This window comes from Curtobacterium sp. 18060 (genome assembly GCF_902706105.1).
In the GTDB taxonomy this organism is placed as follows: domain Bacteria; phylum Actinomycetota; class Actinomycetes; order Actinomycetales; family Microbacteriaceae; genus Curtobacterium.
Genome location: NZ_CACSJV010000002.1, coordinates 183,747 through 195,991 on the forward strand (window position 1 = coordinate 183,747; position 12,245 = coordinate 195,991).

Annotated in this window: 11 protein-coding genes; 4 read left to right on the plus strand and 7 right to left on the minus strand. The window is 68.3% G+C overall.

Going from position 1 to position 12,245, the window contains the following annotated elements; all coding sequences use genetic code 11:
- Positions 1-46 precede the first annotated feature (46 nt).
- From GVL05_RS02280 to GVL05_RS19965, 5 genes are all read right to left on the minus strand, one after another.
- Entirely contained in the window at positions 47-1,150 is a 1,104-nt protein-coding gene (locus GVL05_RS02280; RefSeq protein ID WP_159570956.1) for a sugar-binding protein, read from the minus strand.
- A 52-nt stretch (positions 1,151-1,202) separates the two neighbouring features.
- Positions 1,203-2,495 (minus strand): multiple monosaccharide ABC transporter permease, encoded by a 1,293-nt coding sequence (mmsB, locus tag GVL05_RS02285; RefSeq protein WP_123293491.1) that lies wholly within the window; start codon positions 2,493-2,495, stop codon positions 1,203-1,205.
- Positions 2,492-4,015 (minus strand): multiple monosaccharide ABC transporter ATP-binding protein, encoded by a 1,524-nt coding sequence (gene mmsA, locus GVL05_RS02290; RefSeq protein WP_123293834.1) that lies wholly within the window; start codon positions 4,013-4,015, stop codon positions 2,492-2,494. Before mmsA ends, mmsB begins: the two co-directional genes overlap by 4 nt.
- A 366-nt stretch (positions 4,016-4,381) precedes the next feature.
- Entirely contained in the window at positions 4,382-5,401 is a 1,020-nt protein-coding gene (locus GVL05_RS02295; RefSeq protein WP_123293492.1) for a LacI family DNA-binding transcriptional regulator, read from the minus strand.
- Entirely contained in the window at positions 5,355-5,519 is a 165-nt protein-coding gene (locus GVL05_RS19965; protein ID WP_165901269.1) for a hypothetical protein, read from the minus strand. Before GVL05_RS19965 ends, GVL05_RS02295 begins: the two co-directional genes overlap by 47 nt.
- A 209-nt stretch (positions 5,520-5,728) precedes the next feature.
- On the opposite strand from GVL05_RS19965, the gene GVL05_RS02300 reads away from it, so the two are divergent.
- Genes GVL05_RS02300 through GVL05_RS02315 form a run of 4 tightly spaced genes read left to right on the plus strand, consistent with a single transcriptional unit; the run spans position 5,729 to position 10,804 of the window.
- Positions 5,729-7,012 carry a nitrate/nitrite transporter gene (locus tag GVL05_RS02300; RefSeq protein WP_131844744.1) on the plus strand — a complete coding sequence of 428 codons (1,284 nt, stop codon included), beginning with the start codon at positions 5,729-5,731 and terminating at the stop codon, positions 7,010-7,012.
- Between the two features lie 25 nt (positions 7,013-7,037).
- Positions 7,038-7,814, plus strand: a complete 777-nt coding sequence (locus GVL05_RS02305; RefSeq protein ID WP_131844743.1) for an SDR family oxidoreductase — start codon at positions 7,038-7,040, stop codon at positions 7,812-7,814.
- 48 nt (positions 7,815-7,862) lie between these two features.
- Entirely contained in the window at positions 7,863-9,380 is a 1,518-nt protein-coding gene (locus GVL05_RS02310; RefSeq protein ID WP_131844742.1) for an FAD-binding oxidoreductase, read from the plus strand.
- Positions 9,377-10,804 carry an FGGY-family carbohydrate kinase gene (locus GVL05_RS02315; protein ID WP_159570959.1) on the plus strand — a complete coding sequence of 476 codons (1,428 nt, stop codon included), beginning with the start codon at positions 9,377-9,379 and terminating at the stop codon, positions 10,802-10,804. Before GVL05_RS02310 ends, GVL05_RS02315 begins: the two co-directional genes overlap by 4 nt.
- Positions 10,805-10,919: 115 nt before the next feature.
- Here the strand turns inward: GVL05_RS02315 and GVL05_RS02320 are convergent, their stop codons facing one another.
- Both GVL05_RS02320 and idi read right to left on the minus strand, forming a co-directional pair.
- Positions 10,920-11,522 carry a glycerol-3-phosphate responsive antiterminator gene (locus tag GVL05_RS02320; protein WP_131844740.1) on the minus strand — a complete coding sequence of 201 codons (603 nt, stop codon included), beginning with the start codon at positions 11,520-11,522 and terminating at the stop codon, positions 10,920-10,922.
- A gap of 173 nt (positions 11,523-11,695) precedes the next feature.
- Positions 11,696-12,238 carry an isopentenyl-diphosphate Delta-isomerase gene (gene idi, locus GVL05_RS02325; protein WP_111085474.1) on the minus strand — a complete coding sequence of 181 codons (543 nt, stop codon included), beginning with the start codon at positions 12,236-12,238 and terminating at the stop codon, positions 11,696-11,698.
- Positions 12,239-12,245 lie beyond the last annotated feature (7 nt).

Consider the following 12,245-nt stretch of genomic DNA (forward strand, 5'->3'; position numbering starts at 1 on the left):
CCGTCTCGCCGAAGCGAGACGGGGCCGTCCGTGTGAGCAGGGGAGATCAGCCCTTCTTGGCGAGCTCCTCGAGGGTGTCGTTGCCCTTGTAGGCCTCGACCGCGTTGTCCTTCGTGACCAGGATCGGCGTCAGCTCGACGGCCGGGACGACCTTCGAACCGTTGTCGTTGTTCTTGTCCTTGGTCGTCTTCGGGGTCTTGCCGTCGGCGAGGTCGGACACCAGGTCGATGGCCGCCTGGGCCTCTTCCGTGGTGTTCTTGTAGATCGTCGAGTACTGCGTGCCCTGCATGATGAGCGGGATCGAAGCGGTCTCCGAGTCCTGCCCGGTCACGACGGGGTTGTCCTTGCCAGCGGCCTTGGTCGCGGTGAGGATCGCACGGGCGAGGGTGTCGTTCGGCGACAGGACGCCGTCGAGCTTGGTGTCACCCGTGTAGTACTGGGCCAGCAGGTCGGTCATGCGCGACTGGGCCTTCTGCGCGAGCCAGCCCTGCGTGTTCACCTTGGCGAACGTGGTCTGACCCGAGACGACCTTCAGCGTGCCGTCGTCGATCTTCGGCTGCAGGACGTCCATCGCACCGTTGAAGAACACGGTGGCGTTGGCGTCGTCCGGCGAACCGGCGAAGAGCTCGACGTTGTACGGTCCGTCGCCCTTCTTCTCCTCGAGGCCCTTGAGCAGTGCCTGGGCCTGCAGCTGGCCGACCTTGAAGTTGTTGAACGCGACGTAGTAGTCGACGTTCTTCGTGTTCAGGATGTTGCGGTCCCAGGCGATGACGGTCGTGCCCTGGGCCTTGGCGGCCTTGACCTGCGAGCCGAGCTGCGAACCGTCGGCAGCACCGATGATGATCGCCTTCGCACCCTTGGTGACCATGCCCGAGATCTGCGACTGCTGGTCGGGGACCGGGTTGCCGGCGTTGGCGTACTGGATGTCGGCCTTGAAGCCGGCGTCCTCGATCGACTTCTTGAACGCGGCGCCCGCGAGCACCCAGTTCTGCGAGGTCTTGGCCGGCAGGGCGACGCCGATGAGGTCGCCCTTCTTGATGGACGAGCCGGAGCCGTCGCCCGAGTCGGAGGTGCCACGAGCCGAGCAGCCGCTGAGGGCCAGGCCCGCGACGAGTGCCAGACCGATGCCGGCGATGAGCTTCTTGCGCATGAGAGTGCTTTCTCTTCGTTGAGGTGGTGGTGCTGTGAGGGGAAGGGTTGGACTAGGGGAGGGTGATCTTGTCGGGCTGGTCCTCGATCGAGCGCGGCTGCTGCTGGGCCGCGGGGACCTCGGCTGCGTCCTTGCGCTGGAACTGCCGCATCATGCCGCCGATGAGCGACGGGCGGCCCTGCGACTTCGAGTAGACGTCGAAGGCGACGGCGATGAGGAGCACGAGACCACGGATGATCTGGACCTTGTTGGACTCGATGCCCATCAGCTGCAGACCGTTCGACAGCAGCGCCATCACGAGGCCACCGATGATGGAGCCGGAGATGGTGCCGATGCCACCGGCGACCGCTGCACCACCGACGAACACGGCGGCGATCGCGTCGAGCTCCCAACCGGTGCCGTCCGCGGGGCCCGAGGCGTTCGAGTACCCGACGAACACCATGCCGGCGATCGCGGCGAGGACCGACATGTTCGCCATGACGAAGAAGTTCACCTTGCGGGCGCTGACGCCGGACAGGACGGCGGCGCTGGAGTTGCCACCGACCGCGTAGACCTGGCGACCGAAGATGGTGTTCTTCGTGATGAAGCCGTAGACGATGGTCAGGACACCGAGGATGATCGCGACGATCGGGATCGAGGTGCCGACCGGGCCGGCGCCGAACAGGTACGTGGCGACGAGGGTGACGGCGACCAGGATGCCGGTGCGGACGACGGAGACCCACAGCGGCGGGACCTCGGCCTGCATCTTGCGGCGACGGGCACGACCGCGGACCTCGACGATGATCAGGACGGCGATGGTCACCGCGCCGATCAGCAGCGTGCCGTTCGAGAACCCGAAGTCGGGGCCGAAGTCACCGAGGAAGCCGGAGCCGATGGTGTTGTAGCCGTCCGGCGTCGGGACCGAGGTGGACGCACCGATGATCTGGTTCGCACCGCGGAAGATCAGCTGGCCGGCCAGGGTCACGATGAAGGCCGGGACCTTCACGAACGCCACCCAGAAGCCCTGCCAGGCACCGACGAGCGCACCGACGACCAGGCCGAGCACGATCGCCAGCCAGACCGGGAAGTGCCAGACCGACATCGACTGGGCGACGATGATGCCGACGAACGCCGCCACCGATCCGACGGACAGGTCGATGTGGCCCGCGATGATCACCATGACCATCCCCAGCGCGAGGATGAGGATGTAGGAGTACTGCAGGAACAGGTTGATCACGTTGGTGGGCTCGAGGATGAGCCCGTCCGTCGTGAACCAGAAGAAGATGACGATCGCGACGAGGGCGATGATCATGCCGTACTGGCCGATCGAGTTGCCCTTGCCGAAGAGCAGTTTCAGGTTGTTCATGAGACGGGAGCGCCCTTCCGCGCGGAGGTCATGCTGCGCATGAGCGTTTCTGGATCGGCCTGGTCCGCGGGGACGTCGGCCGTGATCTGGCCCTCGAAGATCGTGTAGATGCGATCGGAGAGGCCGAGGAGTTCGGGGAGCTCGGAGGAGATCAGGATGATGCCCTTCCCCTGTGCTGCGAGCTGCTGGATGATGCCGTAGATCTCGAACTTCGCGCCCACGTCGATGCCACGGGTCGGTTCGTCGAGGATGAGGATGTCCGGGTCGGTGAACATCCACTTGGACAGGACGACCTTCTGCTGGTTCCCGCCGGAGAGCTTCCCGACGTTCTCCTCGACACTCGGCACCTTGGTGCGGAGCATCTTCCGGTACTTCTCGGCGACGTCGTACTCCTCGATGGAGTCGACGACGCCGCCCTTCGAGATCTTCTGCAGGTCGGCGGAGACGGTGGACCGCTTCACGGTGTCGAGCAGGTTGAGGCCGAGGGCCTTGCGGTCCTCGGAGACGTAGCCCATGCCGTTCTGGATCGCCTGCTGGACGTTCGTGACCTTGATCTCGTGGCCGTCCTTGATGATCTCGCCGCCGAGCCAGGTGCCGTAGGAGCGACCGAACAGGCTCATCGCGAGCTCGGTGCGGCCGGCGCCCATCAGACCCGCGAAGCCGACGATCTCGCCACGCTTGACGTGGAAGTTCGAGCCCTTGCAGACCAGGCGGCTGGCGTCGAGCGGGTGCTGCACGGTCCAGTCGCGGACCTCGAAGAAGGTCTCGCCGATCTTCGGGGTGCGGTCCGGGAACCGGCTCTCGAGCGACCGGCCGACCATGCCGCGGATGATGCGGTCCTCGTTGACGCCGTCGCCCTTGACGTTCAGCGTCTCGATGGTCTTGCCGTCACGGATGATCGTGATCTCGTCGGCGATCTGCTCGATCTCGTTGAGCTTGTGGCTGATGATGATGCTCGAGATGCCCTTGGCCTTCAGCCCGACGATCAGGTCGAGCAGGTGCTGCGAGTCGTTCTCGTTCAGGGCCGCGGTCGGCTCGTCGAGGATGAGGAGCTTGACGTCCTTGTGCAGGGCCTTCGCGATCTCGACCAGCTGCTGCTTGCCGACACCGATGTTCTTGATCTGGGTGTCCGGGTCGTCGGCCAGGCCGACGCGGGCGAGCAGGTCCTGCGCGCGGAGCTGGGCGCTCGTCCAGTCGATCACGCCGAACTTGCCGGGCTCGTTGCCGAGGAACAGGTTCTCGGTGATCGAGAGCTCCGGGATCAGCGCGAGCTCCTGGTGGATGATCACGATGCCGGCCTGCTCGGACTGCTTGATGTCCTTGAAACGGACCTCTTCGCCCTCGTAGACGATCTCGCCGTCGTAGGTGCCGTAGGGGTAGACGCCCGACAGGACCTTCATCAGGGTCGACTTGCCGGCGCCGTTCTCACCGCAGATCGCGTGGATCTCGCCGGCGCGGACGTTGAGGGACACCTCGGAGAGCGCCTTGACACCAGGGAACTCCTTGGTGATCGAGCGCATCTCGAGGATGGTCTCGGGTGCGGTGATCGACCGGGTCTCGAGGCCGGTGTCGATCGGGGTTGACGCCACAGTGCATCTCCTTCTGCCGCTGCGATGCGGCAGTTCTTCGGTGGTTCTGCTGCGGCAGCGAATGGGCGCAGGTGGCCTGCGTGGACTTCGTTGTCGCGTCCGGTGTCCCGCTGGTGTGACGCTCATGTGAACGGTCACATCGGCTGGACGGAGGTAATTTACGCACAGCCCCGGTGCGGCTGTCAATTCGGATTGGTCGCGTTTTCGTAACGGCCTGCGTGATCCCGCACGAACGTCCCCCGGACGGGAGGCACGGTGCCGGTCCGCCCCGCGTCCTGCGGATCGACCGTGGGCGCGTCACCGGCCGCGCGGGGCTCCCGTGGACGCGCGCACGACGAGCTGCGGGACGATGTCGATCGGCCGCAGGAGCTCGTCGTCGCCGGGCAGGAGCAGGTCGACGCAGCGTCGCCCGAGTTCGGCGAAGTCGACCTGCACCGTGGTGAGCGGCGGCCAGAAGTGCTTCGCCTCGGGGATGTCGTCGTAGCCGACCACCGACAGGTCGCCCGGCACGTCGAGCCCGTAGGAGCGCGCCGCGTGCATGACGCCCAGGGCCATCTGGTCGTTCGAGCAGAACACCGCCGTGCAGTCCCGCCACCGCAGGAGTTCTCGGCCGGCGTGGTAGCCGAAGTCCGCCGTCCAGTCGCCCAGGATCGGTGGGACGACGGACATGTCGCGGTCCGACATGGCGCGCAGGAAGCCCTGCATGCGGGCGTCCGCCTCGATCCAGTCCTGCGGGCCGGCGATGTGCCGGATGTACTCGTGGCCCAGGTCGAGCAGGTGCTCGGTGGCGAGCCGCGCGCCCTCCATCTGGTCGACCCACAGGGCCGTCGGGTCCTCGCCGACACTGGCCCGCATCGTCACGTACGGCGTGCGGATGCCGAGTTCCTCGATCAGGTCGAACACCCGCTGCTGGGGAGCGATGACGACGATGCCCTCGACGTCCAGGTCGAGCAGGTGCCCGAGCCCCTCGCGCACGGCGGTGTCGGTCGCCTCGGCGATGTTCGCCGTCGTCACCGAGTACCCGCGCAGCATCGCCGCGTCCTCGATCGCCTGCAGTGCGACCGCCGGGCCGTAGTGGGCGCGCCGGGCTGTCAGGACGCCGATCGTGTGGGTCCGGCTCGTGACGAGGGCCCGCGCCGCACGGTTCGGCCGGTACTGCAGCTGCTCCATCGCCGCCAGCACCTTGTCGCGCGTGGCGTCGCGGATGGCGTCGGAGTTGTTCAGCACCCGCGAGACGGTCTGGTGGGAAACGCCCGCGATCCGTGCGACGTCACGGATGCTGGGCGAACGCGGTTGCTGTGCCCGCGATGACGCCATTGCTGCTCGTTTCCGCCCGGGGCCGTGGCACGTCGATGTGCACGTTCACATTCCGGGCCAGATCATTATGCACGTCCGGAGCATCCGTGCCACCTGAGTTGTGCTGGCGGGTGATCATGGGTTACGGTTCACGTCGTATCCGGCATATCGCGTGGGCCGGATCGGACAACTGCAGATCGGCCGTCCCACCCGAGGGACGGCAGTCGCTCCAGACCTCAGAGAACAGCGACACCCGCAGCGCACCGGCGCTGGGGTGTCGCTGTTCTTTTTTTGTGCCCGGAACCCCCTCCCCCGACCCGATCCGACCCACACCACGAAGGAGTGGTCTTGACCAAGTCCCGCAGACTGCTGAGCTTCATCGTCCTGTCCATGACCGGCGGCGTGATCTTCCAGGTCGCGTACATCCGGTTCGTGTTCCTCGCGGACACCGCGCATGCGCTCGACCTCACGATCCAGCGCTACGGCGAGATCACCTCGGTGTTCGGCGCCGTCGCCGTGCTCATGTACTTCTGCGGCGGGTGGTTCGCCGACCGCTTCTCACCGAAGGCCCTCATCGTGGTCGCGCTGGCCGGCATGGGTGTCGTCGACCTCTGGCTCGCGACGGTGCCGGACGAGACCGGGATCGTCGTCGCCCACGTGCTCATGGCCGTGCTCGGCATGGGGCTGTACTGGTCGTCGCTCGTCAAGCTCATCTCGATGCTCGGCTCGGCGGACGAGCAGGGCAAGCTGTTCGGCTGGCTCGAGGGCGTCCGCGGCATCACGTCCACGATCGTGGGCTTCATCGGCGCCGGCATCGTCGCCGCGGCGATCGCCGACACCGGCGGGGTGCTCTGGGTGATGCGCATCTACGGCGTGCTCTGCCTCGTGTTCGCCGGCCTGGTCCTGCTCGTCGTCCGCACGGACCGCGATGCCCTGGGCCAGGTCGGCCGACAGACGGTCACGCTCCGCGAACTCGGCGCCGCCGCACGCAACAAGTACACGTGGCTCATCGGATCCTCGATCATGCTGATGTACTGCTTCTACACGCTGCTCGGCTACCTCACGCCGCTACTGCAGAACGGGTTCGCCGTGCCCGTCGTGCTCCTCGGCGCGATCGGCGTCATCCGCACCTACGTGTTCCAGATCGTCGGCGGCCCGGTCGGCGGCGTGCTCGTCGACCGGTGGACGAAGTCCTCGCCGGCGTTCCTCCGGTGGACGTTCGTCGTCGCGGCCGTCAGCGCCGCCGGCTTCCTCCTGCTGCCGCAGGACCCCGCCCTGGTGTGGGTCGCCGTCGCGCTCATGATCGTGATGTGCCTCGCGGTGTTCACTTCGCGCGGCGTCTACTGGGCGCAGATCGGCGAGGTCGAGGTCCCGCTCGCCCAGCGCGGCGGCGTGATCGGGCTGGCCTCGGGCATCGCCTACCTGCCGGACGCGTTCCTGCCTGCCCTCGGCGCCTGGTGGGTCGGGGACCCGGCGAACGGCGTCCCCTCGCAGGGCGGCGGGTACACGACCATGTTCGCCGTCCTGCTCGGCGCGGCCGTCCTCGGCTTCCTCCTCACCACCCTCACCATGCGCGTCCGCGCGCGAGACCTCCGGAACCACACGGCGCCCGACGTGGCCGTCGTCGCCTGAAGCACCACGAAAGGACCCCACACCCATGGACATCCGCGACTTCTCGATGGACCTGTTCAGCCTCGCCGGCAAGCGGGCGATCGTCACCGGCGGCAACTCCGGCCTCGGGCAGGCGTTCTCGCTGGCTCTCGCCAAGGCCGGCGCCGACGTCTTCGTGCCGAGCGTGGTCGACGACGACGGCACGACCCGGGCGCTCGTCGAGGGCGAGGGCCGACGGTACGAGTTCCTCGAGGTCGACCTCACCGCGGCGGACGCCCCGCAACGGATCGTGGACGCCTGCGTGGAGCGACTCGGCGGCGTCGACGTGCTGGTGAACTCGGCCGGCATCTGCCTGCTCGACGACGTCGACGCGTTCGACCGCGCGAAGTGGGACCCGATGGTCGCGGTCAACCTCACCGCGCCGTTCGCCCTCGGGCACGCGGTCGCGAAGCACTTCGTCGCGCAGGGCTCCGGCAAGATCATCAACATCGCGTCGCTGTTCGCGTTCCTCGGCGGCCAGTGGTCGCCCGCGTACGCCGCGACCAAGCACGGCATCGTCGGCTTCACGAAGGCGTACTGCGACGAACTCGCGCAGCACAACGTGCAGGTCAACGCGATCGCTCCGGGGTACTTCGCCACGAAGATCACCGAGCAGACCCGGTCCAACCCGGAGACGAACCAGCGCGTCCTCGACCACATCCCGGCCGGGCGCTGGGGTGACGTCGCCGACCTCATGGGCGCGACGGTCTTCCTCTCTTCGCGCGCCTCCGACTACGTGAACGGCCACACCCTGACCGTCGACGGCGGATACCTCGTCCGCTAGTCGCCCGACCAGCGCTCCGACCCACACCAACGAAAGGCAACCCTTCGCATGATCGACTCGATCGCCACCCTCGACCGCTCCGAGATCCTCGCGCGCCTCGCCGAGATCGTCCGACCTGAGCAGATCGACACCGACGAACAGCACCTCAAGGACGCCAGCGTCGACCGGTTCAAGAAGTACCAGTCGGTGCACGGGATCTACGACGCGCCCGCCCCGGTCGCCATCGTGAACGCCGAGTCCACCGAGGACGTCGCCGCGATCCTGGTGTTCGCGAACGACAACCTGATCAACATCGTCCCGCGCACGGGCCGGACCGGCACCGAGGGTGGCCTCGAGACGAGCGTGGTCGACACGATCGTGCTGGACTGCTCGCGCATGGACGCCGTGCTGAACGTCGATCCCGAGAACATGCAGGTGACGGTGCAGGCGGGCGTGCCGCTCCAGCGCCTCGAGGACGAGCTCCGCCTGCAGGGCCTGACCACCGGTCACTCGCCGCAGTCCAAGCCGTTGGCCCAGTACGGCGGGCTCGTCGCGACCCGGTCCATCGGCCAGTTCTCCACGCTGTACGGCGCCATCGAGGACATGGTCGTCGGGCTCGAGGCCGTCTTCCCCGGTGGTGATGTCCGCCGCATCAAGGCCGTCCCGCGCCGTTCCGCCGGCCCGGACATCCGCCACGTCGTCATCGGCAACGAGGGCGCGCTCTGCGTCATCACCGAGGTCACGATCAAGGTGTTCAAGTACCAGCCGGAGAACAACGAGTTCCACGGTGCGCTCGTCGACGACATGCGCACCGGCATCGCGATCCTGCGCGAGGTCATCACGAACGGATTCCACCCCTCCGTCGTGCGCCTGTACTCGCCGGAGGACGCGAACCAGCACTTCTCGCACTTCTCGAAGGACAAGTGCGTCGTGGTGTTCGTCGCCGAGGGCCCGGCCGGCATCGTGCGTGCCACCTCCGAGGAGATCCAGCGCGTCCTCGACCAGCACCAGCACGAGAAGGTCGACCCGGCGCTCATCGAGGCCTGGTTCGACAACCTCAACTGGGGGCAGGACAAGATCGACGCCGAGAAGGCGGTGATGCTGCAGGACCGCCAGCTCGGCTACACGACCGAGATCTCCGCCGACTGGTCCGCCGTCGGCGACGTGTACGACGCGGTCATCGCCCGTATCCGCGACGAGTACCCGCACGCCGAGGACCTCACGATGCTCGGCGGTCACTCGTCGCACAGCTACCAGACCGGCACGAACATGTACTTCGTGTACGACTACCGGATCGACTGCTCCCCGGAGGAGGAGATCGAGAAGTACCACATCCCGCTCAACGCGATCATCGTCGAGGAGGCCCTGCGTCACGGTGGCTCGATGGTCCACCACCACGGCGTCGGCAAGTACCGCACCCCGTGGGTCGAGGAGGAGCACGGCTCCGCGTTCGCGATCATGCAGGGGCTCAAGGCGCAGTTCGACCCGAAGGGCATCATGAACAAGGGCACGATCTTCCCTGCACCCGGAGCGATCCAGTCGGCCGCTGAGCACCCCGACACGCGATTCGGAGCCACGGGCGCATGACTCGCTACCTCGTCGGCATCGACAACGGCTCGCAGTCGTCGAAGGTCACGGTCTTCGACGAGCGGGGCGTCGTCGTCGCCGAGGGGCGCGTGCCGCTGCGGCCGAACCACACACCGGCGCCCGGCGTGGTCGAGCATCCGGACGACGATCTCTGGGACTCCGTCGCGGCGGCGTGCCGCATCGCGATGGCGGCCTTCCGCGGGGACCCGTCCGAGATCGTCGGCGTCGGGCTCTGCACCATCCGGTTCTGCCGAGCGGTGCTGCGCGCCGACGGGTCGCTCGCCCAGCCGGTGATGAGCTGGATGGACGCCCGCGTCGGGCAGCCGTTCACGGCCGAGCACGACGACGTGGCGTACGTCACCACCTCCTCGGGTTACGTCGGTCACCGGCTCACGGGCGCGTTCCGCGACACCGCCGCCAACTACCAGGGCATGTGGCCGATCGACACCGACACCTGGCGCTGGGCGACCGACGACGCCGCGTATGCCGCAACGGGCATGCAGCGGTCGCAGCTCCTCGAGCTCGTCGACCCGGGCGAGGTACTCGGCACCGTGACGGCAGCTGCGAGCAAGGCGACGGGCCTGCCGGTCGGACTGCCAGTGGTCGCGACGGCCAACGACAAGGCGGTGGAGGCCCTCGGCTGCGGGCTCCTCGACCCGACCACCCTGCTCGTGTCGCTCGGCACGTACATCGCCGGCATGTCCGTCGGTGAGCGGAACACCGCCGGCGGGACCGACTTCTGGACCAACTTCGGTGCGGAACCGGGCCGGTACCTGTACGAGTCCGGCGGCATCCGCCGCGGCATGTGGACGGTGAGCTGGTTCCGCGATCTGCTCGGGCCGGACTACGCCGCCGCGGCCGAGTCCGCGGGGGAGCGGGCCGAGGACCGGCTGAACCGCGAGGCCGCCGCGGTCGCTGCCGGTTCCGACGGGCTCCTCACGGTGCTCGACTGGCTCGCGCCGGCGGACGCAGCGTTCCGGAAGGGGTCGATCCTCGGCTTCGACGGACGGCAGGGCCGAGCGCACGTCTACCGGTCGATCCTCGAGGGCATCGCGATGACGATGCGCGACCGCAGCGACGCCATGGCCGCAGAGCTCGGCACGCCGTACGAGCGCGTGGTCGTCTCCGGTGGCGGTTCGTCGTCGGACCTCATGATGCGGGTGATGGCGGACGTCTTCCAGACACCGGCCATCCGCATCGTGGGCGACAGCGCCGCCGGGCGCGGGGCCGCGATCTGCGCTGCCGTCGCGACGGGTGTGCACCCGTCGTTCGCCGCGGCGGCCGAGGCGATGGTCGTCGAGCGGGACCGGTTCGCGCCGGACCCGTCGACCGCGACGGTCTACGACGCGCTGCGTGCGGTGCACGCCGACGTCACGGCCCACACCGACGAGCTGTACCGGCGGACCGCAGCGATCGTCGGCTGACGGCCGCGGACGTCGAACGCGACAGCCTGGAGGCCCGGTGCCGGTCCACGAGATCGGCACCGGGCCTCCAGGCGGTCACCACTCCCGCCGGTTCGCGGCGAGGACCTGCGTGGGCTCACATGCCCCAGACGTCGCGGTTCGACGAGGCCACGGCGATCGCGCCCGCGCCGAGCGCCGCCATGACGTCCGCCTTGTCGCACACCAAGCCGCCGGCGATGACCGGCACCGTGGTGTCGTCGCGGAGCCACGTGATGACCCGCGGCATGCACCCGGGCAGGATCTCGATCGCGTCGGGCTTCGCCTGCTCGACCACCCGGGGCAGCTGGTGGTACGAGAACGAGTCGACCAGGAAGAACCGTTGGACGGCAACGAGCCCCGCACGCTTGGCGGCGCGGACCAGGTTCGACTTGGTGGAGAGCACCCCGTCGGCGCGGGTGTGCTCGGCGATCCAGGTCACCACGACCTCGCGCGCCGAGAACCCGTCGAGCAGGTCGACGTCCACGAAGACTGTCTTGCCGGCGTCCTTCGCCCGGTCGACGACGTCCGCGACGTCGAGGACGCTGCCGTACAGGACGAACACGACGCCCCGGTCGGAGGCCAGGACCTCGTCGAGCGCCGAGGCGTCCTTCACGCTGGCGATCACCGGGTCGTCGCGGAGTGCTTCGAGCACGGCGGCGGCGCCAGCGCGCGGTGCGGCATCGCGTTCCGTCGTGGTCATACCGACCATTGTCGATGACGCGCCCTGACAGTCGCTGGCCGCGCACTCGAGACTGGACCCGGCGCACTCGAGACTCGGCGTGGGCGACAGTTCTCGCGCTCGCGGGCACGAGGAGTGTCGCGCAGCCCGAGTCTCGCCCCCGCCCCGGACCGGCGGGGACCGCGCGGCCGGGGTCAGCGGGTGATGTGCAGGCCCGCGGCCTCGAGCTCGGTCAGCTGCCAGCCCAGCCAGGGGCTCCAGCCGAACGGCGCACCGGCGACGGCGGCCCGCAGCGAGTCCTCGGAGACCCAGGCGTACTCGGCGACCTCGTCGTCCGCGGGGGCGGGCAGGTCGTCGGTGACGGCGCGGAACACCGGGCAGACCTCGTTCTCGACGATCCCCGAGGCGTCGACCGCGCGGTACCGGAAGTCCGGCAGCACGAGCTCGACGTCGCGCACGGTGATGCCGAGTTCGCGCGATGCCCGGCGGGCGATGGCGTCCTCGAACGACTCGTCGGGGCCGGGGTGCCCGCAGAACGTGTTCGTCCAGACACCGGGCCACGTCTTCTTCGACAGGGCGCGACGGGTCACCAGGACGTCCCCGTCGGTGTTGCGGACGTGGCACGAGAAGGCCAGGTGGAGGGGCGTGTGGTCTGTGTGCACCGTGAACTTGTCCGCTGTGCCGATCGGGGTACGGTCGTCGGCCAGCAGGACCACGGTTTCCGGGAAAGCGCTCATCTGCACC